This window comes from Arthrobacter sp. Y3222053 (assembly GCF_059092805.1).
The window spans coordinates 265,058-290,978 of sequence record NZ_JBNHIA010000002.1; the positions used below are offsets into that span (position 1 = coordinate 265,058).

The window sequence follows — 25,921 nt, forward strand, 5'->3', positions numbered from 1 at the left end:
GTGTTGCCTTGAAACTGAAGCCGCTGACCGAAGAGGAACGCAGCCGGGCGCGGGAGAAGGCCACTGCGGCCCGGAGCGCCCGGGCCGACATCAAGGCCAGGATCAAATCCGGCGAGCTGACCGTCGAGGAAGTGATCGTCACCCACGCCTCCGATGAGGCGATCGGGCGGCTCAAGGTCGTCGACCTGCTCCGCGCGCTGCCCGGAGTGGGGGAGCGGCGGGCAGCTGGAATAATGGCTACGGTAGGTATCGCCCCCACCCGCCGCGTGCGGGGGCTGGGCGTGCACCAGCGCAAGGCGCTGATAGAACTTTTGGAATCGAGCTAGCGCTCCCGCCGGGACCGCCGCAGCCGGTTCCGCAACGAGAGCAAGCGAGGTCCACGTGTCGCAACCGCGGCTGACAGTTCTGGCAGGTCCGACAGCCGTCGGCAAGGGCACTGTTTCCACCTATATCCGTGACAACTACCCGGACGTGTGGCTGTCCGTTTCCGCCACCACCCGGGCGCCGAGGCCGGGGGAGGAGGACGGCGTCCACTACTTCTTCGTCAGCCCCGAGGAGTTCGACGAGCTGGTGGCCGGCGGACAGATGCTGGAGTGGGCCGTGGTCCACGGGCATAACCGCTACGGCACCCTGCGCCGCACCGTGGAGCAGGCCATGGCGGAAGGCCGCTCGGTGCTGCTGGAAATTGACCTGCAGGGTGCACGGCAGGTGAAGAAGTCCATGCCGGAGGCGAATTTCGTGTTCCTGGCCCCGCCCAGCTGGGACGAAATGGTCCGCCGACTCGTGGGCCGCGGCACGGAAACACCCGAAGAGCAGCAGCGGAGGCTGGAAACCGCTAAACTGGAGCTTGCCGCCGAGCCCGAGTTCGATCACACCGTCATTAACGACGACGTCCAGCGGGCTGCGGCTGAGCTTGTTTCACTCATGGGGATCCGTCCTCGCCAGCACTGAGCCCCGGCATCCCGTACCAAGAGCTTTGGAGAATTCCTTGACGACTTCCAACGAAGGCATCATCAACCCGCCCATCGACGACCTGCTGCAGGCCGCCGATTCCAAGTACGCGCTGGTCATCTACGGTGCCAAGCGTGCCCGCCAGATCAACGCCTACTACTCGCAGCTGCACGAGGGCCTGTTCGAGTACGTCGGCCCGCTGGTGGAGACCAAGCTGAACGAAAAGCCGCTGTCGATCGCGCTGCGCGAGATCAACGAGGGCCAGCTGGTCGTCCGCGCCAACGAGTCCGCCGAGTAGCAGCCGGTTTCGGCAGGCGCGGAAGGGGCAGGTCCACGGTGCGGATCGTTCTGGGGGTGGGCGGCGGCATCGCCGCGTACAAAGCCGCGCTTCTGCTGCGCCTGTTCACCGAGGCCGGCCACGACGTGACCGTCGTGCCGACCGAGGCCTCGCTGCGGTTCGTGGGCGTGGCGACCTGGGAGGCCCTCTCCGGCCACCCGGTAACCACCACCGTCTTCGACGCCGTCGAGACGGTCAACCACGTCCGGCTCGGCCACGAGGCCGACCTGGTGGTGGTGGCTCCCGCCACCGCCGACCTGCTCGCCAAGGCCGCCACGGGCCAGGCCCCGGACCTGCTGACCAACACCCTGCTGATGGCCCGCGGGCCGGTGGTCTTCGCTCCGGCCATGCATACCGAAATGTGGGCCCATCCCGCCACCCAGGCCAACGTGGCACTGCTGCGCTCCCGCGGGGCAGTGGTGATGGAGCCCGGCGTCGGGCGCCTCACCGGGCCGGACTCCGGCCCGGGCCGGCTGCGCGAGCCCGAAGAGATCTTTGCCGCCGCCCTGGCGGCTGCCCGGCAGGAGCCCGCCAGGGTCTCCCCGGCTGACCCGGCGGGGCCGCTGGCCGGCCGCACGGTCGTGATCAGCGCCGGCGGCACCCGCGAACCGCTGGACCCGGTCCGGTTCCTGGGCAACCGTTCCTCCGGCAAGCAGGGTGCAGCCCTGGCCGAAGCGGCCCTCGCCGCAGGCGCCCAGGTGCGGTTCGTCGCCGCGCACATGGACGTGCCTCCTCCGCCGGGCGCGGAGACCACCCGCGTGGAGACCGCCCTGGAACTGCGCGACGCGATGCTGAAGGCCGCCGACGGCGCCGACGTCGTGATCATGTCCGCCGCCGTCGCCGACTTCCGCCCCGCCGCCGCCTCGGACACCAAAATCAAGAAGCGCGACGACGGGCAGGACCCGGTCATCGAACTCGTCCGCAACCCCGACATCCTCCGCGAGCTGGTGGTCCGCCGCGATGAACAGCGCCCCGGAGGCGGCACGGGACCGGGCTTCGGCCCGCTGATCGTCGGCTTTGCCGCCGAAACCGGCGACGACGGCTCCGACGTGCTGGCCTACGGGCGGCACAAGCTCGACCGGAAGGGCTGCGACCTGCTCGTGCTGAACCGCGTGGGCCGGAACCTGGTCTTCGGACAGGACAGCACCGAGGTCATGTTCCTCACGCCCGGTATGGACCCCGCCGCCCCGGTCCCCACGCTGGCCGGCACCAAGGCCGAGATCGCGGCCGGCATCATCGGCCGGGTGGCCGCGGCGCTGCGCTGATCGACGCGTCCACGCGGCGTTTCGGCCGGGACCGGAACGTCAGGGGCAACCGGTAGAGTTGGATCCGTGAGTCTTACTTCCCCCGTTTCCACGCCCGGGTCCGGGCTGCGCCTGTTCACGTCCGAATCGGTCACCGAAGGCCACCCGGACAAAATCTGTGACCAGATCAGCGATGCCATCCTCGACGGCATGCTGAAGGCCGACCCCGAGTCCCGCGTCGCCGTCGAGACCCTGGTGACCACCGGACTGGTCCACGTCGCCGGCGAGGTGACCACCGAAGCGTACGTCGAGATTCCCCAGCTCGTCCGCGACACGATTTTGGGCATCGGCTACGACTCCTCCGCGAACGGATTCGACGGCGCCCGCTGCGGCGTGTCCGTGTCCATCGGCCAGCAGTCCCCGGAAATAGCCTCCGGCGTGTTCAACTCCGTGGAGAACCGCTCCGGTTCCCCGGCGGACCCCAACGACGTGCAGGGCGCCGGCGACCAGGGCATCATGTTCGGCTTCGCCAGCGACGAGACGGGCGTCTACATGCCCACCCCCATCTGGCTGGCGCACCGGCTTTCCGAGCAGCTGTCCACCGTGCGCAAGAACGGCACCCTGCCCTACCTGCGCCCCGACGGCAAGACCCAGGTCACCATCGGCTATGACGGCGACCGCCCGGTGTCCGTGGACTCCGTCGTGATTTCCTCCCAGCACGCGGCCAACGTCGACCTGGGGCAGCTGCGCGCCGACCTTGCCGAGCACGTCATTAACCCCGTGCTGGCGGATACCGAACTGGACACCTCCGACGTCCGGCACATCCTGAACCCCGGCGGGCCGTTCGTTATCGGCGGCCCGGTCGGCGATGCGGGCCTGACCGGCCGCAAGATCATCGTCGACACCTACGGCGGCTTCGCCCGCCACGGCGGCGGAGCCTTCAGTGGCAAGGACCCGTCGAAGGTGGACCGTTCCGCCGCCTACGCGATGCGCTGGGTGGCCAAGAACGTCGTCGCCGCGGGCCTGGCGCGCCGCGCCGAGATTCAGATCGCCTACGCGATCGGCATGGCCCACCCGGTCGGCATCTATGTCGAGACCTTCGGCACCGAGACCGTGGACCCGGCAAAGATCGCCCTCGCCATCGAGGATGTCTTTGACCTGCGGCCGCTGGGCATCATCAACGCCTTGGACCTCAAGCGCCCGATCTACCAGAAGACCGCCGCCCACGGCCACTTCGGCCGCGAGGATCCGGACTTCACCTGGGAGCGCACCGACAAGGCAGCGGACCTGCGCAGCTGGTTCAACGCCTAGGCCCGGCAATGGGAGCGCAGCCCGGACCGGATGCCGCAGGCACCCGCAACGGTGCCGCCGCCCCCGATGAGCAGCCCCGCCAGCTGAGCCTGCTGCACGGCTTCGCCGCCCCGGCCGCCCCGCCGGGCAAGGCGCGGCCCGCCGCCCGGCTGCCGATTGCCCGCGTCCTGCTGGACTCGCCGCTGCCGCACCTGGACCGCCCGTTCGACTACCAGGTGCCCGCTGAGCTCGATGCCGAAGCAGCGGCCGGCGCCCGGGTCAAGGTGCGGTTCGGCGGCCAGGAACTGCCCGGCTTCATCACCGAGCGCCGGGCCGAACCTGAGCCCGGCGTCCGGCTGATCAACCTCGGCAAGGTGGTCTCCCCGCAGCCGGTGCTCAGTCCGGAGATCCTGGCCCTGGCCCAGGCCGTGGCCAGGCGCTATGCCGGGACGGTGCACGACGTGCTCCGCGTTGCCATTCCGCCGCGGGTGGCGAAGGTCGACAAGGAATACGCAGCGGTTTCCGCTGCCCCATCGGGGCCTGAAGCGGGGACCCCTGCCGCCGATGAACGTGCCGCCGACGAACCTGCCGCCGGCGCCGCCCCTGACCCCGACAACCCCCGGCCGGTCCCGGCACCACCGGGCGGCCTGGCCCGCTATCCCAGCGGTCCAGCCTTCCTGTCCCACCTGGCCGCGGGGGACAGCCCCCGCGCGGTGCTGTCCTCCCTCGGCGGCTTCGGACCGGCCGACTGGCCCCGCGAGATCGCCGCAGCCGTGCACGCCACCGTACGCTCGGGCCGCGGCGCCCTGGTCGTGGTGCCCGACCGCAAGGACCTCGACCGGGTGGCCGAGGCCCTCGACGAGGTCCTGGAGCCCGGCCAGGCCGTCCGGCTCAGCGCCGACGACGGACCGACGCCGCGCTACCGCAACTTCCTCCGCCTGCTCCACGGCGAGGCCCGGGTAGCTGTCGGGACCCGGTCCGCGGCCTACGCTCCGGTGGCAGACCTGGGCCTGGTGTGCATCTGGGACGACGGCGACGAACTGCACGCAGAGCTCCGCGCACCGTATCAGCATGCCCGCGAGGTGCTGCTGCTGCGCGCGGAGGCGGAAGGGGCCGGACTGCTGATCGCCGGCATTACCCGCACTCCCGAAGCCCAGCGGCTGGTGGAGACCGGATGGGCCGCCTCGATCAGTGCTGACCGCACGGTTGTCCGCCGGCTGGCCCCCCGGGTGACCGCGACGGCGGACTCCTTCAACCTCGAGCGGGATCCCCTGGCCGCCCGTGCCCGGATCCCGCATGCGGCCTGGAAAGCGGCCCAGGACGGGCTCTCCCGCGGCCCGGTGCTGGTACAGGTGGCGCGGACCGGATTCTCCCCGGCCCTGTCCTGCCAGGACTGCCGGGAACCGGCGCGCTGCCCGGACTGCGGGGGGCCGCTGGCCGCCGCCGGGCGCAACGCGGTGCCCGCCTGCCGCTGGTGCGGCCATCCCCAGCCCCGCTGGCAGTGCCCCAACTGCGGCAGCGGGCGCCTGCGCGCCGCGGCCGTCGGCGCCGGACGGACCGCCGAAGAACTGGGACGGGCCTTTCCCTCCGTGCCCGTGATCTCCTCCGCCGGAGACCACATCCGCACCCACGTCTCCGCCGACCCGGCACTGGTGGTGGCCACACCCGGCGCGGAACCCGTCGCGGCGGACGGTTACGCCTCGGCCCTGCTGCTCGACGGCACGGCCATGCTGTCCCGGGAATCACTGCGGGCGGCCGAAGACACCCTCCGCCGCTGGTTCAACGCCGCGGCGCTGGTCCGCCCGGCCACCGAAGGCGGTCAGGTGGTGGTCACCGCCGAAGATACGGGCACGGTGGGACACCTGCTGCGCTGGGACCCCGTGGGCGCAGCGGACCGGGAACTGCAGCAGCGCCGCGAGCTTGGCCTGCCGCCGGCGTTCCGCTTCGCCTCGCTGACCGGCCCCCGGGACGCCGTCGCCGCCTTCCTGGCCCACGCCGAACTGCCGGACACCGTGCGCGTCGTGGGACCCGCCCCGGTGGCGGAGGAGCAGGACGGCGAAGGCGGAGCGCCTGAGGGCCTGAGCTGGCGCACGCTGATCTTCTTTCCGTATTCCGTCGCGGCGGCCGTCACCGCGTCCCTGCGGGCAACCCGTGCCGCGTTCTCCGCCAGGCGGACGGGACAACCGGTGTACGTGCGGGTCGACGGCCTGGACGTTCTCTAGGCGGGCAGCCCGGCACAACCCGTCCGCCGGAGCGCACCCGGACCGGCCCGCCCACCGGCCCGCCGGGGCATGCCGGCGCGGACGTGCACGGGGACGGCAGGTGATGGTAGACAGGCTGCTGACGACAACCATCTGCAGGAAGGCCTCCCATGACCCGTCCGGACACCGCCCGCGAGATCCACCTTGCCTCCCGCCCGGACGGCTGGCCGGGGCAGGAGAACTTCCGCTTCACCGAGGTTCCGCTGCCCGAGCTCGAGGACGGACAGGTGCTGGTGCGCAACCACTTCATGTCCGTGGACCCCTACATGCGCGGCCGGATGAACGACGTGAAGTCCTACGTGCCGCCCTTCCGGCTGGACGAGCCGCTCGAGGGCGGCGCCGTGGGCGAAGTGGTCGAGTCCCGGTCCGAGCGGCACAGGGCCGGCGACATGGTGCTGCACAACGCCGGCTGGCGGGACTGGACCGTGCTGCCCGGCAAGGCGGCCCGGGGCGTCGACACCGCAGCGGCCCCCGCATCGGCCTACCTCGGCGCCCTTGGCCTGACCGGGCTCACCGCCTACGCAGGGCTGACGAAGGTGGCTGAGTTCCGGGAGGGCGACGTCGTTTTCGTCTCCGGGGCGGCGGGGGCCGTCGGCTCCCTGGTGGGCCAGATCGCCAAGGCGCTCGGTGCCTCCCGGGTGATCGGCAGTGCCGGCAGCGCCGAGAAGGTCGCCAAGCTGCTCGACTACGGCTTCGACGCGGCGTTCAACTACCACGACGGCCCGGTGCACCGGCAGCTGCGCGACGCTGCGCCGGACGGCATCGACGTCTACTTCGACAACGTGGGCGGCGACCACCTGGAAGCGGCGATCGGCGCCATGAACCGGGGCGGCCGGATCGCGCTCTGCGGCGCCATCTCGCAGTACAACGAGACCGAGCCCTCGCCGGCCCCGCGCAACCTGGCGCTGGCCATCGGCAAGGAACTCACCCTGCGCGGCTTCATCGTGCGCAGCTACAACCAGTACGCGGCCGAATTCGCCGAGCTGATGGCCCGGTGGCTGCAGGACGGCACCGTCCGGTTCGACGAAACCGTGGTGACCGGGCTCGACAACGCGCCGCAGGCGTTCATTGACCTCATGCGCGGGACCAACACCGGAAAGATGGTGGTCGACCTGCGCTGATCGGCGGCGGCCGCCGGCTTCAGCGGTTCCGGTGTGCCTGGACGGCTTCGGCGGCGGCGGCGAGCAGCTGCTGCGCCGAGTCGTCCCAGGAGTATTCGGCCGCGCGTCGTCGGCCCGCTTCCGAGGCCTTCCGCCATTGCTCCGGGGCGGCGAGCTCCTGCACCGCGGCCGCGAACTCCGCCGGGCTGTCAGGGTCGACGAGCGCCGCCGCCCCTGCCGTGACCTCGCGGAAGATGGGTATGTCGCTGGCGATCACCGGGGTCCCCGCGGCCATGGCCTCGATCAGCGGCAGGCCGTAGCCTTCGGCGCGGGAGAGGCTCACCAGCGCCGTGGCCCGCGACAGCAGATCCACGTACTCCTCGTCCGTGACGCCGTTATGGAAGACGACGCGGCCGCCGTCGGGCACCAGCGCCTCGAGTTCGGCCCTGCGGGCATCGGTGATCCGGCTCAGCAGGTGCAGGGTCCAGCCCGGCAGCTCCCGCATGCCGCGCACCGCGGTCTCCACGTTCTTGTAGGGCATGAACGAGCCCATGTAGAGCAGGCTCCGCTCCGGTTCGGCGTCGCGGCGCGGCTGCGCCCCGGGCTGCGGTGCGTTGCCGACGATCCGCACGGGCCGCCGGGTCAGCCGGTGCGTCCGGATCAGGCCGCGGGTGGTTTCGCTGATGGTGGCCACGACGTCGGCCCGGTTCAGCAGGACCCGCTGCGGCCAGTACGCCAGGTGGTACAGCCGCCAGAGCAGGCGCACCGGTGCCGGCAGGAAGCCCGGCGGTTCCGGGTTCTGGTAATAGATCAGGTCGTGCAGGGTCAGGATCAGCGGGTACTTCCGGCCCCAGCTGCCCATGGTCTGCATGGGGCAGACGACGACGTCGCCGCGCAGCCGGTTGACCCGCGCCGCCACGAACAGCTCGGCGGGGGAGAGGGGCGAGTTGATCCGCACATGCGGCAGGGCCGGCAGCAGCTCCAGCTGGCGGTCGTCGCTGATGAGCATGAGCACCTCGGCGTGCCGGGAGACCGCCTCCATGAGGCTCGCGCCGTACCGGCTGATGCCGTCATGCTGGCCGATCCGGGTGAACCGGGCGTCGAAAATGATCCTCATGCCGCGGCTCCCGGACCGCGCCGCGCCAGGAACGCCTCGATCAGCACGGCGGCCTCGGCGGGCCGCTCGTAGTGCACCAGGTGTCCGACGCCGGGCAGCACGTGCAGCTCGGCGTCCGGCATGGCCGCGGCGAGCTTCCGTTGGCCGGGAACCGAGCCGAGGTCGTCCCGTTCGGCCGCAATCAGCAGCACCGGCAGCCCCAGCTGCGGGGCGACGTCGCGCACGGTCGCCGAGATGGAGGCCTGGAACGCCTCCAGCACCACCCGCCGGCTGGTGAAGGCGCTGAAGTACGCGTCGTGCTGGCCGTGGATCCAGCGGCGCAGCCCGCGGTCCCGGGTCTTGGCCATCATGATGCTGCTGCCGCGGACCACCGCCCGGTTCCGCAGCAGCGCCAGGCCGGCGGGTTCGGGCAAAGCGGCACCGGCCCGGTAGTACAGCTCGGCCGCCTTGCTGGCTATGCCGCGCGGCCCCTCCAGCGCCGGCTCGCAGATCGGGTTGATCAGGATGAGGGCACCGACCCGGCGGGGATCCCTCGCCGTGAGGGCGGAGGCGATGATGGAGCCGAAGGAATGCCCGAGCAGCACCGTGTCCGGCCCCAGGCCCAGGCTGTCCAGGGCGGCGGCAACGAAGTCGGCGTAGGCCGCCACGTCGTGCCGGCCGGGCAGCGCCTCCGAGCTGCCGAAGCCCGGCAGATCCGGGATCAGCACCCGCCGGTGCGGCAGGGCGTCGGCAATGCGCAGCAGGCCGTGATGGTCGCCGCGGAAGCCGTGGACCATGAAGACCGGAGCGGAAGCCTGCCCTGCGCCCGGGCCGGCCGGGGCGGCGTCGGCAGCTGCGGCCACGGGCGCGAAGTCCCAGCAGCGCTGCAGCGTTCCCTGCACCTGGAACGTGCGGACGGAGACCTCGCGGCCGTCAGCCGCGGAAGGCAGGGGAGCGGGCATCAGTTCACCGCATCCGGATGCGATCCGGTACGGCGGTCCGCATCGAGGTCCGCCAGGGCGTTCCGGTGCGCCTCGCCCAGCTCGAACGAGTACACGTCGAGGTTGCCGCGGATCCGTTCCTCCGTGCTGGCCTTGGGCAGGACCACGACGTCGTTCTCCACGTGCCAGCGCAGCACCACCTGCGCGGCCGTGCGGCCCAGATCGACCGCGATCTCCTGCACCACCGGATCCTCCAGCAGGGCGCCTCGGCCCAGCGGGCTCCAAGCCGCGGTGCGGATCCCGGCGTCGTCGTGGAACCGGCGCAGCTCATGCTGCTGCAGCCAGGGGTGCAGCTCCACCTGGTTGACGGCGGGAACCACGTCGACGGCGTCCAGCAGCTGCTCCAGATGTGCCGGCTGGAAATTGGAGACACCGATGGCGCGGATCCGGCCTTCGCGGTACAGCTCCTCGAGCACCCGGTACGTTTCAATGAACAGGCCCCGTTCCGGGCAGGGCCAGTGGATCAGGTACAGGTCCACCTGCTCCAGGCCCAGGCGGGACAGCGAGGCTTCGAAGGCCGGCCGGACGGCGTCGCGCCCCTGGTCCGTGTTCCACAGCTTGGTGGTGATGAAGACGTCGTCGCGGACCGCATGGCCCGCGTCGGTGAACGCCCGCAGCGCGGCCCCGACGCCCGCCTCGTTGCCGTACAGGGATGCGGTGTCGAGGTGCCGGTAACCCGCTTCGAGGGCCAGGGTGCACAGCGCCTCGGTGTCCCCGGGCGGGATCTTATACGTGCCGAAGCCGACCTGGTCGATCTGCACGCCGTTGTTGAGCAGGAGTCTGGGCGCCGGTTGCATGCCTACGACTCTACCGAACCCGCGCCCGCGCCGGCCGCCCGCGGCCGCCCCCGGCGGGCGCCCGGCGCCGGCCGTCCCGCGCCTCCGGCCCGGGCCGTGCGGGCCAATCCATGCCCGGACCTGCCAAAACCCCTAGCACAGCCGATTGCTGATGGCGAAACTGTTAATTTGCTGGTTGCATGGTTTCTGCGCATGCCCGCGGGTTGCGCAGGACACGTCAGAGCCGGTTCGGGAAGCCTCCCGCGATCGGCTGGGATTCCACGGATCGGAGAAGTCGATGGAGACGGTGCCTTTAGGAGAGGTTTTCGTCAGTGAGCTGGCGGGAACCGCCATCCTGCTCATTCTTGGCTGCGGCGTCGTCGCAAACGTCGCCCTGGCACGCACCAAGGGCAACGGCGGCGGTTTCCTGATGGTCAACTGGGGCTGGGGAATCGGCGTGTTCGCCGGTGTCTATGCCTCGGCCATGTCCGGCGCCCACATCAACCCGGCGGTCACCATCGGGTTCGTCGCGTCCGGCGCCGAGGAACTCGCACCCGGGGTGCCGATGAGTTTCGCAGCCGTCATGACGTACTTCGCCGCCCAGCTGGTTGGTGCAATCCTCGGTGCGTTCATCGTGTGGCTTGCGTATAAGAAGCAGTTCGACGACGAGGCCGACCCGGCCAACATCCTGGGCGTGTTCTCCACCGGACCGGCCATCCGCTCCTACGGCTGGAACCTGGTCACCGAGATCGTCGGCACCTTCGTGCTGGTCTTCATCATCTTCGCCTTTGCCGGAACGGTCACCGGACTGGGGCCGCTGGCCGTGGCCCTGCTGGTCGTCGGCATCGGCGCCTCCCTCGGCGGGCCGACCGGCTACGCCATCAACCCGGCACGTGACCTGGGCCCGCGCATTGTGCACGCCCTGCTGCCGATCAAGAACAAGGGCGCCTCCGACTGGGCCTACGCGTGGGTTCCCGTCGTCGGCCCGCTCATCGGCGGTGCGCTGGGCGCCATCGTGGCCGGCTGGATCCCGCTGCCCGAAGTCTAGCCGTCCCCTTCACCGTCCGCCGCATTTCGAGGAGCAGAACCGTGTCAGAGAACACACCCCAGTACGTCATCGCCATCGACCAGGGCACCACCAGCAGCCGGGCGATCGTCTTCGACCACGACGGCAACATCGTCTCCGTGGGCCAGCTCGAGCACGAGCAGATCTTCCCGCGTGCCGGCTGGGTCGAACACGACCCGGAGGAGATCTGGACCAACGTCCGCGAGGTTGTCGGCACCGCCCTGTCCAAAGCGAACCTCACCCGCCACGACATTGCCGCCGTCGGCATCACCAACCAGCGCGAAACCGCCGTCGTGTGGGACAGGACCACCGGCAAGCCGGTGTACAACGCCATCGTCTGGCAGGACACCCGCACCCAGCCGATGGTCAACGAGCTTGCCGCCGAGGGCGGCCTGGACCGGTTCAAGGACAAGACCGGGCTGCCGCTGGCGACCTACTTCTCCGGCACCAAGATCAAGTGGATCCTCGACAACGTCGAGGGCGCCCGTGAGAAGGCCGAGCGGGGAGACCTGCTGTTCGGCAACACCGATTCCTGGGTGATCTGGAACCTGACCGGCGGCACCAGCGGGGGAGTGCACGTCACCGACGTCACCAACGCCTCCCGAACCCTGTTCATGGATCTGGAAACGCTGCAGTGGGACGACGAGATCCTCGGGATCTTCGGCGTGCCGCGATCGATGATGCCCGAGATCAAGTCCTCCTCCGAGGTCTACGGCACCGTCGCCGGCTCACAGCTGCTGCGCGAGACCCCGGTCGCAGGCATCCTGGGCGACCAGCAGGCCGCCACGTTCGGCCAGGCGGCGTTCGGCAAGGGCGCAGCCAAGAACACCTACGGCACCGGCTGCTTCCTGATCTTCAACACCGGCGAAGAGATCGTGAAGTCCGAGAACGGGCTGATCACCACGGTCGCGTACAAGCTGGGCGACGCCGCCCCGGTCTACGCGCTGGAGGGCTCCATCGCCGTGACCGGCTCGCTGGTGCAGTGGCTGCGGGACAACCTCGGCATGATTAACAGCGCACCGGAAATCGAGGACCTGGCGAGCAAGGTCGAGGACAACGGCGGCGTGTACATCGTCCCCGCGTTCTCCGGCCTCTTCGCCCCCTACTGGCGCTCCGACGCCCGCGGCGCGATCGTCGGCCTCACCCGGTTCGTCAACAGGAACCACATCGCCCGGGCCGCCCTTGAGGCAACCGCCTTCCAGACCCGCGAGGTGCTTGACGCCGTGAACGCAGACTCCGGCGTTCCGCTGACGGAGCTGCGGGTCGACGGCGGCATGGTCGCCAACGACGCGCTCATGCAGTTCCAGGCCGACATCCTCGGCGTGGACGTCGTGCGCCCGGAGGTCATTGAAACCACGTCCCTCGGCGCGGCGTACGCCGCAGGGCTTGCCGTCGGGTACTGGAACGACACCGAGGAACTCGGCCGCAACTGGAACGAAGACAAGCGGTGGACGCCGCAGATGGACCAGGCCGAGCAGGACCGGCAGATGCGGCAGTGGAAGAAGGCCGTCACCAAGACCTTCGACTGGGTCGATGACGACGTGAAGTAGCACTTCCCGGCACCACGCACACGGGGCCCTGGCGGATGTCCGCCGGGGCCCCGCCTGCGTTCGGGGGCCCGGATCGGCTTGGCCCGCCCTCCGGCGTGTTCCTTGACCGGTCTGCCGGGATGCCGGTAGCGTCGGCGCAGCGTCAACGGTGACGCGCATCACAGAAGTGGAACCACGTGCACCTCCCAACTGAATCCCTCCCGGTGGCCGTCATCGGCGCCGGGCCGTCAGGCCTGGCCGCCATGCGCAGCCTGGACCGGCATGGCATCCCGTTCGTCGGCTTCGAGGCGCACACCGACGTCGGCGGGCTCTGGAACATCGACAACCCGGCCAGCACGGTCTACGAATCCGCGCATCTGATCTCCTCGCGCAGCACCACGGAATTCGCCGAGTTTCCGATGCCCGAGGGAACGCCGGACTATCCCGGCCACCGGCACCTGCGCGCCTACTTCTCCGGCTACGCCGACCGCTTCGGACTGCGGGAGCGGATTCGCTTCGGGGCCACGGTCCTGTCCGCCGTGCCGGCGGCTGGCACCTGGTCGGTGACGTGGCGGCAGGACGGGGTCGAACACACCGCCGCCTTCCGCGCCGTGGTGGCGGCCTCGGGAACCCTCCACGAACCCGCGCTCCCGGCGTTTCCGGGCAGCTTCGCCGGCGAGATCCGCCATGCCGCCCGATACCGGTCCGCCACCGAGCTGGCCGGCAGGCGGGTGCTGATCGTGGGCGCCGGCAACAGCGGCTGTGACATCGCCGTGGATGCCGTTCATCATGCGGCCGCCGTGGACATCAGCGTCCGCCGCGGCTACTACTTCGTGCCCAAGTACGTCTTCGGCCGGCCCACCGACACCCTGAACCAGGGCCGGCCGCTGCCGCGCCCGCTCAAGCAGTTCGTGGACAAGCGGCTGCTGCGCCTGTTCACCGGCGATCCCGCCCGCTTCGGCTTTCCCAGGCCGGACTACCGCATCTACGAATCCCACCCGGTGGTCAACTCGCTGATCCTGCAGCACCTGGGCCAGGGGGACCTGCGGGTGCGTGCCGACGTCGCCCGCCTGGAGGGCTCCACCGTCCACTTCACCGACGGCAGCAGCGGCGACTATGACCTGCTGCTCTGCGCCACCGGCTACCGGCTGCACTATCCGTACCTGGACCCGGCCCTGCTGGACTGGCGGGGCGCCGCGCCGCAGCTGTACCTGAACATCTTCAGCCGGTCCGCGCCGGGCCTGTTCGTGGTGGGGATGGTGGAGGCCTCCGGGCTCGGCTGGCAGGGGCGCGCCGCGCAGGCCGACCTGGTCGCCGGCTACCTCGCCGCGCAGGACGGCGAGCCTGCCGCCGCCGCCGACTTCAGTCGGCGCCTCGCCGGACCGAGCCCCGACGTCACCGGCGGCTACCGCTACCTTGGCCTGGACCGCATGAGCTACTACGTGAACAAGGACGCCTACCGCGCCGAGCTGGCCCGGCACCAGAGCCTCCTGGACGAGCCCCGGGAGCACTCCGATGCCCATTGATTCGGTCGTCCTCAGCTTCAGCCCGCTCTCGCTCGTCGTCCTGAACGTGGTGCTGGGCGTCATCATCCTGGGCATCGCGCTGGAGGTGAGGGCGGAGGACTTCCGCCAGGTGATCCGCCAGCCGCGCGCCATGGTGCTGGGCGTCTGCGCCCAGTACCTGCTGCTTCCCGCCGTGACCGTCCTGCTGGCCCTGGCCGTACGCCCGCCGGACTCCGTGGCGCTGGGCATGATCCTGGTCGCCTGTTGTCCGCCCGGCGGCATCTCCAACGTGCTCACCTACCGGGCCCGGGGCAATGTGGCGCTGTCGGCGTCCATGACCGCCGTGTCCAACCTGGTGGCCATCGCGGTGATGCCGCTGAACGTGGCCTTCTGGGCCTCCCTGCTGCCGGGCACTGCGGCACTGCTGCGCGACTTCGACCTCGACCGGTGGGAGCTGTTGGTCCAGGTGCTGCTGATCATCGGGCTGCCGTTCGCCCTCGGCATGCCGCTGGCACGCCGCTTTCCGGACCTCGTGGTGCGCCTGCGCCCGTGGGTCCAGCGCATCGGGATGTTCGCCCTGCTCGCCTTCATCATTGCCGGCACCGCCTCCAACCTGCCGGCCCTCGGCGAGCACTTCGGCATCATCTTCCTGGTGGTGCTGCTGCACGACGCCGTGGCCCTGGCCGTAGGGTATTTCTCCGCCGCCCTGGTCCGGCTGCCCGAGGACAGCCGCCGGGCGGTGACGTTCGAGGTGGGGGCCCGCAACACCGGACTCGGCCTGGGCATTACGCTCACGTTCTTCGCCGGGCTGGGCGGCATGGCCATGGTCACCGCCTGGTGGGGCATCTGGGACATCATCGCCGGCCTGCTGCTCGCCTCGATCTGGCGGCGCCGGAAGTCCTCCGACCCGCCGGGCGTGACAGCCGGCGGAGCGTCGGAAACCGACACAACGGGCACCACGGAGGAGAGGACACCATGAGCGTCGAACAGGGCCGGCGGATCTGCGTCACCGGCGGCAACGGATTCCTGGGCAGCGCCGTGATCGCCCGGCTGGCGGGCACGGCCGGCGTCGACCACATCCTCAGCCTGGATCTGCGCCCGCCGGCCGATGAACGGCGCCTGGACGGCGTGGCCTACGCCGCCGCCGACGTCTGCGACCCGCAGGTCGGGGCCGTCCTCGCCGAGCACCGGATCGACACGGTCGTCCACCTGGCGGCGATTGTCAACCCCGGCAGGAACACCAGCCGTGAACAGGAGTACCGGGTCGACGTCGGCGGAACCGCCAACGTGCTGGCCGCCTGCGTGGCCGCCGGCGTCGGGCGGATCATCGTCTCCTCGTCCGGGGCGGCCTACGGCTACCATCCGGACAACCCGGTGCCGCTGCGCGAGAGCGACCCGCTGCGCGGCAACGACGAATTCGCCTACAGCCGGCACAAGCGCCTGGTCGAGCAGGAGCTGGCCCGGTACCGCCGGGAGCATCCCGAACTGGAGCAGACCGTGTTCCGGATCGGCACCATCCTGGGCACCGGCGTGCGGAACCAGATCACCGCCCTGTTCGACGCGCCGCGGCTGCTGAAGGTCGCCGGCAGCGATTCGCCCTTCGTCTTCATCTGGGACGAAGACGTCGCCGCGTGCATGGTGCGCGCGGCCGTCGAAGGCATCAGCGGCACCTACAACGTTGCCGGCGACGGCTGGCTCGGCGTCGACGAACTGGCCCGGCTGCTCGGCAAACGCACGATCTCCCTCCCGCCGGGCCTGCTCGGCACGGCCCTGCGGATCGGCCGCCGGCTGGGCCTGACCGTCCACGGTCCGGAGCAGGTGCGGTTCCTGCGCTGGCGGCCGGTGCTGGACAACACCGCGCTCAAGGAACAGTTCGGCTACATTCCCCGCTACACCTCCCGCGAGGCCTTCCTGGCCTTCCGCGACGCCCGCCGGTCATCCCCGCCCGCCACCGGCCAGGCTGCGGTACAGTGGAAAGATGACCGCACTGCTTCTCCTTAGCTAGCCGCGCACGTTCCGTGCGCGGCCGCCCCTTGCTCAGTCGAGGGGCTTTTGTGTGTCTGGGGAGGCCCGGCAACGCCCCGAGGGCGGCGCCGGTGCGCCAGGAGCGGTACCTGAGGATTTTCATAGAGGACAAGGGCGAAGCAACAGTGAGCACGCAGTCACGAACTGAGCAGTCGGAAGAAGCCGCATACAGCTTTGCGGCCATGGAGCGGAAGTGGCCGGCCGTCTGGGACGAGCTTGAGGTCTTCAAGCCCGCCGACGACGGTTCGCGCGAACGCCGATACGTGCTGGACATGTTCCCCTACCCCTCCGGCGACCTGCACATGGGTCACGCGGAGGCCTTCGCCATGGGCGACGTCGTCGCCCGCTACTGGCGCCAGCGCGGCTACGACGTGCTGCACCCGATCGGCTGGGACTCCTTCGGCCTGCCCGCCGAGAACGCGGCCATCAAGCGCAACGCCCACCCCAGCGAGTGGACCTACCGCAACATCGACACCCAGGCGGCCTCGTTCAAGCGGTACGCCATCTCAGCCGACTGGTCCCGCCGGCTGCACACCTCCGACCCGGAGTACTACCGCTGGACCCAGTGGCTGTTCAAGCGCTTCTACGAGCGGGGCCTGGCCTACCGCAAGGACTCGCCGGTCAACTGGTGCCCGAAGGACCAGACCGTGCTGGCCAATGAGCAGGTGGTCAACGGGGCCTGTGAACGCTGCGGCACCCAGGTCACCAAGAAGTCCCTGAACCAGTGGTACTTCAAGATCACCGACTACGCGGACCGGCTGCTGGACGACATGGCCGCGCTGGAGGGCCGCTGGCCCGAGCGTGTGCTGGCCATGCAGCGCAACTGGATCGGCCGCTCCGAGGGCGCCCACGTCCGCTTCGTCATCGGCGCCGAGGGCGGCCGGGAGGAGCAGCAGGTCACCGTCTTCACCACCCGCCCGGACACCCTGGCCGGCGCCACTTTCTTCGTGGTGGCCGCCGACGCGCAGCTGGCCCTGGACCTGGTCACCGACGAGCGCCGCGAGGAGCTGCTGGCCTACCGTGAGCAGGTCAAGACCCTCACCGAGATCGAACGCCAGTCCACCGAACGCCAGAAAACCGGCGTGTTCACCGGCCGGTACGCGGTCAACCCGCTCAACGGGGAGAAGCTGCCGGTCTGGGCCGCCGACTACGTGCTGGCCGACTACGGCACCGGTGCCATCATGGCCGTGCCCGCCCACGACCAGCGCGACCTGGACTTCGCCAAGGCCTTCGACCTGCCCGTGCGGGCCGTGCTCGACACTGGCGAGGAGGACCCCGCCGTCAGCGGCACCGCCACCGCCGGCGAAGGCACCCTGATCAACTCGGGCGAGCTGGACGGGCTGACCAAGGCCGAAGCCATTCCCGCGGCGATCGCGATGCTGGAACGCCAGGGCACCGGCGAGAAGTACGTGAACTTCCGCCTGCGCGACTGGCTGGTCTCCCGCCAGCGGTTCTGGGGCGCCCCGATCCCGATCATCCACTGCCCCGACTGCGGCGAGGTCCCGGTGCCGGACGACCAGCTGCCCGTGCGGCTGCCGGACAACCTGCGCGGCGAAGCGCTGGCGCCGAAGGGCACCAGCCCGCTGGCCTCCGCCGAGGACTGGGTCAATGTCTCCTGCCCCTCCTGCTCCGGCCCGGCCCGGCGCGACACCGACACCATGGACACCTTCGTGGACTCGTCCTGGTACTTCATGCGCTTCGTCTCCCCGCACTACACCGAGGGGCCCTTCGACATCGAAGAAGCCCGCAAGTGGATGCCGGTGGACCAGTACGTGGGCGGCGTCGAGCACGCCATTCTGCACCTGCTCTACTCGCGGTTCTTCACCAAGGTGCTGCACGACATGGGTCTGCTCGAGGCCACCGAACCCTTCAGCCGGCTGCTGAACCAGGGCCAGGTGCTCAACGGCGGCAAGGCCATGAGCAAGTCCCTGGGCAACGGCGTGGACCTGGGCGAACAGCTGGACAAGTACGGCGTCGACGCCGTGCGGCTGACCATGATCTTTGCCTCCCCGCCGGAGGACGACGTCGACTGGGCCGACGTCTCGCCGTCCGGCTCGGCGAAGTTCCTCGCCCGCGCCTGGCGCCTGGGCCAGGACGTGACCAGCGAACCCGGCGTCGACTACGCGGTCGGGGACCGCAAGCTGCGCTCCGTGGTCCACCGCACCGTGGCGGACGCCGCCGAGCTGCTGGACGGCGGAAAGTTCAACGTCGTCATCGCGCGCCTGATGGAGCTGGTCAACGCCACCCGCAAGGCCATCGACGGCGGCGTCGGCGGCGCGGATCCTGCCGTCCGCGAAGCAGCCGAAGCCGTGGCGGTCATCCTCAGCCTGTTCGCCCCGTACACCGCCGAGGACCTGTGGAACGCGCTGGGCCGTCCGGCGTCCGTCGCCAACGCCGGCTGGCCCGAGGTGGATCCGGCGCTGCTGGTGCAGGACACCGTCACCGCCGTCGTCCAGGTCAAGGGCAAGGTCCGCGACCGGCTGGAGGTCCCGGCCGGGATCAGCGAGGACGAGCTGCGCGAGCTGGCCCTGGCCTCGGAGCAGGTGCAGCGGACCCTCGACGGCGCGGACATCCGGACCGTCATCGTGAAGGCGCCCAAGCTCGTCAACATCGTGCCGGCCTGATCAACCGACCATGGACTGGCGCGAACGGCTGACCTTCCCGCGAAGGTCCCGTGCGCGGGGCGCCGGAGCAGTTCCGGCGCCCCGCATCGCCGTCGTGACCGATTCATCCTGCGCGCTGCCGGACGGGTGGGCGCCGACGCCGGCCATTGCCCGGCTGGTACGGGTCGTGCCGATGCCGGTAACCATCGGCGAGCAGGTGCTCTCCGAGGGGACCGACGACGCGACGCCGGCCCTCGCGCTTGCCCTGGCGCAGGGATCGCCCGTGCAGACCTCCCGGCCCGCGCCGGGGCGGTTCGAAGCCGCCTATCGGCAGCTGGCCGATGAAGGCTTCGACGCGGTGGTCTCACTGCACCTCTCGGCGCGGCTGTCGGGAACCGCCGATGCCGCGCGCCTGGCGGCACGGCTGGTGGACATCCCCGTCACGGTTGTCGATACCGGCAGCGTGGCCATGGGCCTCGGCTTCGCCGTCCGTGAAGCGGCCCTGAACGCAGCGGCGGGCGGTACCGCCGCGGACATCGCGGAAGCCGCCGGGCTGATGGCCGGGACCTGCCGCATCCTGTTCTACGTTCCCAGCCTCGAACAGCTGCGCCGCGGCGGGCGGATCGGCGCGGCGGCAGGCTGGCTCGGCACGCTCCTTGCGGTCAAGCCGATCCTGACCATCCGCGACGGCGCGGTGGTCCCGCTGGAACGCATCCGCACCGCGCCCCGGGCGCTGGCCCGGCTGCAGGAACTCGTCGTGGCCGACATCCACGGCCGCTCCGGCCGGGTGCAGGCCGCCGTCCATCACTTCGGGAACGAGCCGGAGGCGGACCGGCTGGCGGCAGCCCTTCACGCCGCCGCGCCGGGAACCGAGGTGCTCTCGTCCCGGCTGCCGGCCGTGCTGGCCGCGCACGCGGGACTCGGCGTACTGGCCGTCGTCGTGGCCGGCGGGGCCCAGGGCGGGACAGGCCCGTCCGGCCGAAACGCGGACGGTGCACCCGCCGGCGCCGGCGCCTCCTAGCGAAGCTGCTCCTCCACAGGAGGCACGCGGGCCGGCAACGTGTCTGGACGCCCACATCTCGAACAGCTTTCCGCGGACGAGACGGTTCCCCGGCCTACCGTCGCCCTTATGCACGAACTGCCCCGGTCACCGCTGGATCCACCCCCGTCTCCGCCGCCCCCGGGGTCCTCCGCCGCGACGCCAGGCCGGGCAGCACACCGCTGGCCGACGGAGACGGAGGCACCCCGGCGACGCTGGGGCATCCCGCTGCGTGCCGCCGTCCTGGCCCTGATCCTGGTCGCAGGCTTCGTGCTCGGCCGGAGCCTGCTGGCGGAACCGGCAGCACGGGAGGTTGGCTCAGTGGAGCTGTCGGCCGACGCCGCGCCCGGGCCGGGTGGATCGGATTCGGCAGCGCCGGGCGGGGCGCCCGGGCCGGCAGCGGGCACGGTCTCAGCCAGCCCGGCACCGGACGCAACGGCCGCTCCGGGCGCCGGAGGGCGCGGCGGGGCCGGGCGGGACCAGCCGGACGCGGCCGCCGTCGAGGACTACGTCGTGCACGTCGCCGGTGCGGTGGCCAGCCCCGGCGTGGTGCGGGTTCCCGCCGGTGCCCGGGCGGCCGATGCCGTGGCTGCAGCCGGCGGCCTGACCGGTGACGCGCATCCCGAGGGCGTGAACCTGGCGGCACCGCTGCACGACGGCATGATGCTCCTCGTGCCGACCAGGGACCAGCCGCTCGGAGCCCAGGTCCAGCCGGCGCCGGATACCGGGAGTCCACCGTCCGGCGGGAGCGGCCCGGATGCCGCAGCCGGGGGTGCGTCCGGCGCGCCGGTCAACCTGAATACAGCTGACGCGGCGCGCCTGCAGGATCTTCCCCGGGTAGGGCCGGTGCTCGCCGAACGGATTATCCAGTGGCGCTCCGGGCACGGAGGTTTCGCCTCGGTGGAGGATCTGGACGCCGTACCCGGAATCGGGGAAGCGATGATGGCGGCCCTGCGGCCGCTGGTGACGGTGTAGGCCGTGCCGCGCCGGCCGGCCTGGAGCGCCTACGCGGAGGCCGCCCGGCGGACTCCCTTCCTCCACCCCGGAGGGGAGGCCGCGCCTATGCAACCGCTGCCGCTGGGAGGACACTCCCACCGGACCGGAACCCGGCGGGCGGTTGAACGGCTGCAGCCGGCCCTTCGACGCCTGCTGGGCGCGGATGCGGTGCCCGGGATGCCCCAGGCCGTTGTTGAACTGCGCCTGGTGCCGGTGGCAGCCGCAGCGTGGGCCGCTTCGTGGGCCGCGGTCCGGGCCGCACCGGATGAAGGTGCGGCCGTTGCCTGGTCACTGCTCGGGCTGGCGGCCGGCTGCCTTGCCGCGGGGCTGGTCCCCGCGCGCAGGGGCAGGGCCGGTCCGGCCGGGCGAGGGGCCGCTGCGGCGCGGCTGCTGGTTTCGCTGGCTGTTCCGCTGGGGCTGGCCGCCGCTGTCTTCGCCGCGGCGTCTACGGAGGCCGCGGCCCGGGCACCGGAACACCTGCGTTCGGCGGACGGTCCGGTAAGCGCCGTGGCGGAGCTGAGCGTCGGCTCAGCACCCAGGCCCGCCGGGAGGGACCGGTTTTCGGACGAGCCGCGCTGGCTGCTCGAGGCACGGGCCGAACGGATCATCGTTGCCGGCGAGGTCCTTGAGGCGCAGGTACCGCTGCTGGTCGGCGGAGGAGAGGAGCTGGCAGGCCTGCGCGAGGGCCAGCAGATCCGGGCCGTCGGGCAGCTGCGGCCCGGTGCCCCCGGATCGCGTGAGGCCTTCATCCTGGAACTGGATGCTCCGCCCGGCACGATCGGTGACGCGGGGGAGGACCCGATACCACGCGCCGGGGGAGGAACGGAGGAGAGCACCGACCGGTCGGCCGATGACAGTTCCGGAGGCGGCAACGGCATCACGCACTGGGCGGCTGACGTGCGCTCCCGCTTCCACACCCGTGCCACCGGTCACGCGCCGTTCGGCGGGCGGGCAGCCGGGCTGCTGCCCGGAATGGTGCTGGGGGACCGCAGCAGCCTCGACCCGGTACTGGAACAGCAGATGAAGGACACCGGACTGACCCACCTAACTGCGGTGTCCGGCAGCAACTGCGGATATGTCCTCGCCGCAGGCTACCTGCTGGCCCGGCTGGTGCGCCTGCCCCGGGCGTTGGCGACCCTGGCCGCCCTGACACTGCTGGCCGCCTTTACCGTCGTCGTGGGGCCGGACCCGAGCGTGCTGCGCGCCGCCGTCATGGGATCCCTCGGCGCGCTGGCCCTGCTTGCCGGCCGGGGCAGGGCGGTGCTCTCCCTGCTCTGCCTCGCCGTCGCTGTCCTGCTCGTCGCTGACCCGTGGCTGGGGGAGGACTACGGTTTCATTCTGTCCGTCACGGCTACGGCGTCACTGATCCTGCTGGGCCCACGGATGGCCCGGTCGCTGGCCGGTTACATGCCCTATTCGGCGGCCCTGGTCCTTTCAGTGCCGCTGGCCGCGCAGCTCGGCTGCGCTCCGGTCCTGGTCCTGCTGCAGCCCGAGGTGCCGGTGTACTCGGTGGCAGCCAATCTGTTGGCCGGGCCGGCGGTACCGGTGGTCACTCTGGCCGGCATGGCCGGCCTCGTCCTGGCGCCCCTGCCCCTGCTGCCCGACCTGCTGCTCGGCGTCGCCTCGGCCGCGGCGGCCTGGGTGGCGGCGGTGGCCGGGGTCCTGGCAGGTGCACCGGGGGCCCTCCTGCCCTGGCCGGGCGGCGCTCCGGGCGCGCTGCTGATGGCGGCGGCATGCGCGGGTGGAACAGCCCTCCTGATCGTGAACCGACGCCCAGCGTCGGCGCCGGCGGCAGGAGCCGGGCCCCGCCGGACCATGGCCGGCGGTCCATCTGTCCGGCCCGCTGCACGCAGACGCCTTCGGAGCCTGGTGCAGGCCGGCGCCGTCCTGATGGCGGGAATTCTCGGCGCCGCCCTGCCCACCCCGTGGCCCGGGGACCGCACAGGGGCCGTACCCGGGGGCTGGGTGGCCGCGGCCTGCGACGTAGGCCAGGGAGACGCCGTCGTTCTGCGCAGCGGCCCCGATGCCGCGGTCCTGGTCGACGCCGGCCCTGAACCGGAACCCGTTGACCGGTGCCTGGACCGGCTCGGCATCCGTCGGCTCGACCTGCTGGTGCTGACACACGGGCACGCAGACCATTACGGCGGCCTTGACGGTGCCCTGGACGGGCGGCCGGTGCAGCGCGTCCTCTGGTCCTCCGCCGACGGCACTCCGCCGGGGACCGTCGGCGGCCGGCCGGCTCCGCCTGAGCTGGCGGTGCCGCCTGCGGCAGCGGGCGAGCAGGGCACGGCCGGGAGCGTGCGCTGGCGGGTTCTGTGGCCCCCGGCCGGGCAGGGCGGGCCGGAGGAAAACGACGCCAGCCTGGTCCTGCTGGCGGAGCTCGACGTCGGCTCCGGTCCGGGCATCTCGGTCCTGCTGACCGGAGACCTTGAAGAAGAGGCCGCCCGGCGGATGCTGGCCCGGCACCACGGCCTTTCCGACGGCGTGGACGTCCTCAAAGTCGCCCACCACGGCGCGCGCAACGGCGGCACGGCGACCATCGATGCCGTGGACCCCTCCCTGGCACTGGTGTCGGTGGGAGCTGACAACACCTACGGGCATCCCGCCCCCGAAATCCTCGCCGGGCTGTCCCGCGCCGGAACCCGGGTGGCGCGCACCGACGAGCTCGGCACGGTGGTCCTCGTCCCCGGCAGCGGAGAGGACCCGGGCTCCGCGCTTCGGGTGCTGGCGCTGGACTCCGGTTAAGCTTGGAGGGACCGGCATCCCGCCCGGCCAGGCGTCCGCCTTCGAAGCAAGTTCCAGGAGCGATGTACCCCGTGAGCCCGGCAGCCCCCTCCAAACGACGCCCCGCCGCCAAGACCGCCGGCCTCTCCTGGCGTGAGGTCGAGCCGGCCCCGGTCGTACTGCTTACCGGGCCCGAGGACTATCTGGCCGGCCGGGCCATGGAGCGCATCCGGCTCGCGCTGCGGCAGGAACGCCCGGAAACCGAAACCGTCCGGGTGGATGCTGCCGCCTACGCCGCCGGGGAGCTGACCCTCATGGCCAGTCCCTCCCTGTTCGGCGAAGCCAAGCTCATCGAGGTGCAGAACCTGGCCCAGATGAACGAGGACTTCCTGAAGGACATGCTGGCGTACCTGGGCGACACCGCCGAGGACACCACCGTGGTCCTGCACCACGGCGGAGGTAACCGCGGCAGGAAGCTGCTGGATGCCGTCAAGGCCTCGGGCGCGCCCGTGGTCGACTGCCAGCCCTTCAAAAAGGACAGCGACAAACTGGACTTCGTGCGGGGCGAGTTCAAGGCCGCCCGCCGGCGGATCGAACCGGCCGCCGCCACCGCGCTGGTAAACGCCGTCGGCTCCAAGCTGGCCGACCTGGCCGCGGCCTGCAGCCAGCTCATCAGCGACTCCAGCGGCGAAGTCACGGAGGAACTGGTCGAACGGTACTACGGGGGCAGGGTGGAGGCCACGGCCTTCAAGGTGGCCGACGCCGCGCTGGCCGGCCGCGGAGCCCAGGCCCTGACCATGCTCCGGCACGCCCTCGACACCGGTGTCGACCCGGTACCCCTCGTGGCCGCCCTGGCCATGAAGCTCCGGTCCGTGGCGCGCGTAGCCGGCCGGCAGGGCTCCGCCGCCGCACTGGCGAAGGAGTTCGGCATGGCACCCTGGCAGGTGGACCAGGCGCGCCGCGAGGCCCAGCGCTGGGATGCCGAAGGCCTGATCCGAGCGGTGAAGGTCCTCGCCGAAGCCGATGCCCAGGTCAAGGGCGCCGGCCGGGACCCCGTCTACGCCGTGGAACGCGCCGTCACCGTCATTGCCCTCGGCGGGCGCGGCTGAGCCGACACCTGCACCCGGAGCAGGTCCGGACATGCGACAGGAGCCGGCCCCCTTGGGGGCCGGCTCCTGTCGGTAAAGCCTTGCTTCGCTGCTGCTTAGAGCGCGTTGACCTTCTTGGAGATGGCCGACTTGCGGTTGGCAGCGTTGTTCTTGTGGATAACGCCCTTGCTGACGGCCTTGTCCAGCTTGCGGCTGGCGGTCCGCAGCGCTTCGGTGGCGGCATCCTTGTCGTTCGCCTTGAGAGCGCCCTCGACGGAGCGGATCGCAGTCTTCAGCTCGGACTTAACCGAGTTGTTGCGCTGGCGAGCCTTCTCGTTGGTGAGAATGCGCTTCTTCTGGGACTTGATATTTGCCACTTAGAGTCTTTCTTTGTAATGCGGACATGGTCGGTGAGGGAAGTTCAGTCCGGGCATTGACTGAGCGGCGTGGGGATACCGAATGGCGCCCGTCCTGAAGTGCCCGTCGACCTGCGCGGACACACAGCAGTAAATATTAGCAGAGTCCGCACCGTGGTGCGCCATTGGCGGCTGTGTCCTTCCCCCGGCAGGGCAGCGGCTGTGTCTTTCCGCCGGCGGGGCAGCGGCCGGGCCCACCCGGCTAACGGCGCCTGCGGGCCAGGGCATCGGCAACCCTGGCAAACATGGATTCGTCCAGGACGGCGCCGTCGCGGCGGATGTCTTCGGGGTGTATCCGCAGCACCCGGTCCACCTTGACCTCGCTGGGCCTGCCCTGCCGGTCCCAGGCTCCCGAGCCGACGTCGACATAGTCAGGGTCGGTGCGGCGGGCATTGCTGCGGTCCCGGGTGGTCATCATCAACGCCAGCAGGTGCTCTCCACTGCGCCCGATCAGCAGCACCGGCCGGTCCTTGCCCTGCGTGGGGTCCTCCTCATAGGGAACCCAGGTCCAGACCACCTCCCCGGGATCGGGGAGCCCGTCCGGGTGCGGGCTGTAGACCGGGCGGACCGTGCCCCGGTAATCGCCGGGGTGGTCGGCCGTCTCTCCGGCCCCGGGCCCGGCGCCGACCCCGGTCCGGGCCGTGCCGGAACCGAGCAGGCGGACAGCGGACCGGGCGAGGGAAAGCAGTGAGCGGGCGTTAAAGCGCATGGCTCCACGCTAGCGGGCCGACGCCGGCCTGCGCCGCCGGCGGCGGGCCCGCCGGGTTCCTGTCCGGGGCCGCAAACGTGGGACACTGTTAATTCAGTATGCCCACCATCGGATCGACCCCTGCCGGGTGGATCCGGACACCAAGCCCGTTGCGCCCGTCGCCGG

At 71.2% G+C, this 25,921-nt stretch carries 22 protein-coding genes; 17 read left to right on the plus strand and 5 right to left on the minus strand.

Annotated features, from left to right (window positions below):
* Window positions 1-8: 8 nt before the first annotated feature.
* The 7 genes from mihF to AC5RUW_RS05525 all read left to right on the plus strand — a co-directional run bounded on the left by mihF (window position 9) and on the right by AC5RUW_RS05525 (window position 7,204).
* On the plus strand, window positions 9-326 hold the full coding sequence (mihF, locus tag AC5RUW_RS05495) for an integration host factor, actinobacterial type (protein WP_494007394.1): 318 nt from the start codon (window positions 9-11) through the stop codon (window positions 324-326).
* Window positions 327-381: 55 nt separating this feature from the next.
* Window positions 382-951, plus strand: coding sequence for a guanylate kinase (gmk, locus tag AC5RUW_RS05500; protein ID WP_494159773.1), 570 nt, complete (start codon window positions 382-384; stop codon window positions 949-951).
* Window positions 952-988: 37 nt separating this feature from the next.
* On the plus strand, window positions 989-1,249 hold the full coding sequence (rpoZ, locus tag AC5RUW_RS05505; protein ID WP_494007101.1) for a DNA-directed RNA polymerase subunit omega: 261 nt from the start codon (window positions 989-991) through the stop codon (window positions 1,247-1,249).
* 38 nt (window positions 1,250-1,287) lie between these two features.
* Complete coding sequence (gene coaBC / locus AC5RUW_RS05510) at window positions 1,288-2,553, plus strand: bifunctional phosphopantothenoylcysteine decarboxylase/phosphopantothenate--cysteine ligase CoaBC (protein ID WP_494159774.1); 1,266 nt, start codon at window positions 1,288-1,290, stop codon at window positions 2,551-2,553.
* Window positions 2,554-2,619: 66 nt separating this feature from the next.
* The gene (gene metK / locus AC5RUW_RS05515) at window positions 2,620-3,843 is read left to right on the plus strand and encodes a methionine adenosyltransferase (protein ID WP_494159775.1); all 1,224 of its coding nucleotides are present in this window, start codon (window positions 2,620-2,622) and stop codon (window positions 3,841-3,843) included.
* A gap of 8 nt (window positions 3,844-3,851) precedes the next feature.
* Window positions 3,852-6,044, plus strand: a complete 2,193-nt coding sequence (locus AC5RUW_RS05520; protein ID WP_494159776.1) for a primosomal protein N' — start codon at window positions 3,852-3,854, stop codon at window positions 6,042-6,044.
* 149 nt (window positions 6,045-6,193) lie between these two features.
* A complete protein-coding gene (locus AC5RUW_RS05525; protein ID WP_494159777.1) occupies window positions 6,194-7,204 on the plus strand; it encodes an NADP-dependent oxidoreductase in 1,011 nt (336 codons plus the stop codon).
* 19 nt (window positions 7,205-7,223) lie between these two features.
* On the opposite strand, the gene AC5RUW_RS05530 is transcribed toward AC5RUW_RS05525, so the two are convergent.
* From AC5RUW_RS05530 to AC5RUW_RS05540, 3 genes are read right to left on the minus strand one after another with little or no spacing between them, the layout of a single operon-like run.
* The gene (locus tag AC5RUW_RS05530; RefSeq protein ID WP_494159778.1) at window positions 7,224-8,300 is read right to left on the minus strand and encodes a glycosyltransferase family 4 protein; all 1,077 of its coding nucleotides are present in this window, start codon (window positions 8,298-8,300) and stop codon (window positions 7,224-7,226) included.
* Window positions 8,297-9,241 carry an alpha/beta fold hydrolase gene (locus tag AC5RUW_RS05535; protein ID WP_494159779.1) on the minus strand — a complete coding sequence of 315 codons (945 nt, stop codon included), beginning with the start codon at window positions 9,239-9,241 and terminating at the stop codon, window positions 8,297-8,299. The genes AC5RUW_RS05530 and AC5RUW_RS05535 overlap by 4 nt, the downstream gene beginning before the upstream one ends.
* Complete coding sequence (locus AC5RUW_RS05540; RefSeq protein ID WP_494159780.1) at window positions 9,241-10,077, minus strand: aldo/keto reductase; 837 nt, start codon at window positions 10,075-10,077, stop codon at window positions 9,241-9,243. Before AC5RUW_RS05540 ends, AC5RUW_RS05535 begins: the two co-directional genes overlap by 1 nt.
* Before the next feature lie 277 nt (window positions 10,078-10,354).
* On the opposite strand from AC5RUW_RS05540, the gene AC5RUW_RS05545 reads away from it, so the two are divergent.
* From AC5RUW_RS05545 to holA, 10 genes are all read left to right on the plus strand, one after another.
* Window positions 10,355-11,104, plus strand: coding sequence for an MIP/aquaporin family protein (locus AC5RUW_RS05545; RefSeq protein ID WP_494159781.1), 750 nt, complete (start codon window positions 10,355-10,357; stop codon window positions 11,102-11,104).
* A gap of 41 nt (window positions 11,105-11,145) precedes the next feature.
* Entirely contained in the window at window positions 11,146-12,672 is a 1,527-nt protein-coding gene (glpK, locus tag AC5RUW_RS05550) for a glycerol kinase GlpK (RefSeq protein ID WP_494159782.1), read from the plus strand.
* A 176-nt stretch (window positions 12,673-12,848) separates the two neighbouring features.
* Window positions 12,849-14,177, plus strand: a complete 1,329-nt coding sequence (locus tag AC5RUW_RS05555; protein WP_494159783.1) for a flavin-containing monooxygenase — start codon at window positions 12,849-12,851, stop codon at window positions 14,175-14,177.
* Window positions 14,167-15,135: a bile acid:sodium symporter family protein gene (locus tag AC5RUW_RS05560; protein ID WP_494159784.1), complete on the plus strand. Its 969-nt coding sequence runs from the start codon at window positions 14,167-14,169 to the stop codon at window positions 15,133-15,135. Before AC5RUW_RS05555 ends, AC5RUW_RS05560 begins: the two co-directional genes overlap by 11 nt.
* Window positions 15,132-16,157, plus strand: coding sequence for an SDR family oxidoreductase (locus AC5RUW_RS05565; RefSeq protein ID WP_494159785.1), 1,026 nt, complete (start codon window positions 15,132-15,134; stop codon window positions 16,155-16,157). The genes AC5RUW_RS05560 and AC5RUW_RS05565 overlap by 4 nt, the downstream gene beginning before the upstream one ends.
* A 125-nt stretch (window positions 16,158-16,282) precedes the next feature.
* The gene (gene leuS, locus AC5RUW_RS05570; protein WP_494160196.1) at window positions 16,283-18,805 is read left to right on the plus strand and encodes a leucine--tRNA ligase; all 2,523 of its coding nucleotides are present in this window, start codon (window positions 16,283-16,285) and stop codon (window positions 18,803-18,805) included.
* Between the two features lie 94 nt (window positions 18,806-18,899).
* Window positions 18,900-19,805 (plus strand): DegV family protein, encoded by a 906-nt coding sequence (locus tag AC5RUW_RS05575; protein ID WP_494159786.1) that lies wholly within the window; start codon window positions 18,900-18,902, stop codon window positions 19,803-19,805.
* A 108-nt stretch (window positions 19,806-19,913) separates the two neighbouring features.
* Window positions 19,914-20,798 (plus strand): ComEA family DNA-binding protein, encoded by an 885-nt coding sequence (locus AC5RUW_RS05580; RefSeq protein ID WP_494159787.1) that lies wholly within the window; start codon window positions 19,914-19,916, stop codon window positions 20,796-20,798.
* Window positions 20,799-20,885: 87 nt separating this feature from the next.
* Window positions 20,886-23,564 (plus strand): ComEC/Rec2 family competence protein, encoded by a 2,679-nt coding sequence (locus AC5RUW_RS05585; protein ID WP_494159788.1) that lies wholly within the window; start codon window positions 20,886-20,888, stop codon window positions 23,562-23,564.
* A gap of 62 nt (window positions 23,565-23,626) precedes the next feature.
* Window positions 23,627-24,652 carry a DNA polymerase III subunit delta gene (holA, locus tag AC5RUW_RS05590; protein ID WP_494159789.1) on the plus strand — a complete coding sequence of 342 codons (1,026 nt, stop codon included), beginning with the start codon at window positions 23,627-23,629 and terminating at the stop codon, window positions 24,650-24,652.
* 95 nt (window positions 24,653-24,747) lie between these two features.
* Here the strand turns inward: holA and rpsT are convergent, their stop codons facing one another.
* Both rpsT and AC5RUW_RS05600 read right to left on the minus strand, forming a co-directional pair.
* Entirely contained in the window at window positions 24,748-25,008 is a 261-nt protein-coding gene (gene rpsT, locus AC5RUW_RS05595; RefSeq protein WP_494007085.1) for a 30S ribosomal protein S20, read from the minus strand.
* 241 nt (window positions 25,009-25,249) lie between these two features.
* The gene (locus AC5RUW_RS05600; RefSeq protein WP_494159790.1) at window positions 25,250-25,756 is read right to left on the minus strand and encodes a type II toxin-antitoxin system PemK/MazF family toxin; all 507 of its coding nucleotides are present in this window, start codon (window positions 25,754-25,756) and stop codon (window positions 25,250-25,252) included.
* Window positions 25,757-25,921: the final 165 nt, after the last annotated feature.

Coding starts and splice junctions, on each gene's coding strand:
- AC5RUW_RS05520 (WP_494159776.1), top strand. CDS start 3,852: ATGGGAGCGCAGCCCGGACCGGATGCCGCAGGCACCCGCAACGGTGCC.
- AC5RUW_RS05585 (WP_494159788.1), top strand. CDS start 20,886: ATGCAACCGCTGCCGCTGGGAGGACACTCCCACCGGACCGGAACCCGG.
- AC5RUW_RS05580 (WP_494159787.1), top strand. CDS start 19,914: ATGCACGAACTGCCCCGGTCACCGCTGGATCCACCCCCGTCTCCGCCG.
- AC5RUW_RS05565 (WP_494159785.1), top strand. CDS start 15,132: ATGAGCGTCGAACAGGGCCGGCGGATCTGCGTCACCGGCGGCAACGGA.
- AC5RUW_RS05525 (WP_494159777.1), top strand. CDS start 6,194: ATGACCCGTCCGGACACCGCCCGCGAGATCCACCTTGCCTCCCGCCCG.
- AC5RUW_RS05530 (WP_494159778.1), bottom strand. CDS start 8,300: ATGAGGATCATTTTCGACGCCCGGTTCACCCGGATCGGCCAGCATGAC.
- AC5RUW_RS05560 (WP_494159784.1), top strand. CDS start 14,167: ATGCCCATTGATTCGGTCGTCCTCAGCTTCAGCCCGCTCTCGCTCGTC.
- holA (WP_494159789.1), top strand. CDS start 23,627: ATGTACCCCGTGAGCCCGGCAGCCCCCTCCAAACGACGCCCCGCCGCC.
- AC5RUW_RS05535 (WP_494159779.1), bottom strand. CDS start 9,241: ATGCCCGCTCCCCTGCCTTCCGCGGCTGACGGCCGCGAGGTCTCCGTC.
- AC5RUW_RS05540 (WP_494159780.1), bottom strand. CDS start 10,077: ATGCAACCGGCGCCCAGACTCCTGCTCAACAACGGCGTGCAGATCGAC.
- AC5RUW_RS05600 (WP_494159790.1), bottom strand. CDS start 25,756: ATGCGCTTTAACGCCCGCTCACTGCTTTCCCTCGCCCGGTCCGCTGTC.
- AC5RUW_RS05545 (WP_494159781.1), top strand. CDS start 10,355: ATGGAGACGGTGCCTTTAGGAGAGGTTTTCGTCAGTGAGCTGGCGGGA.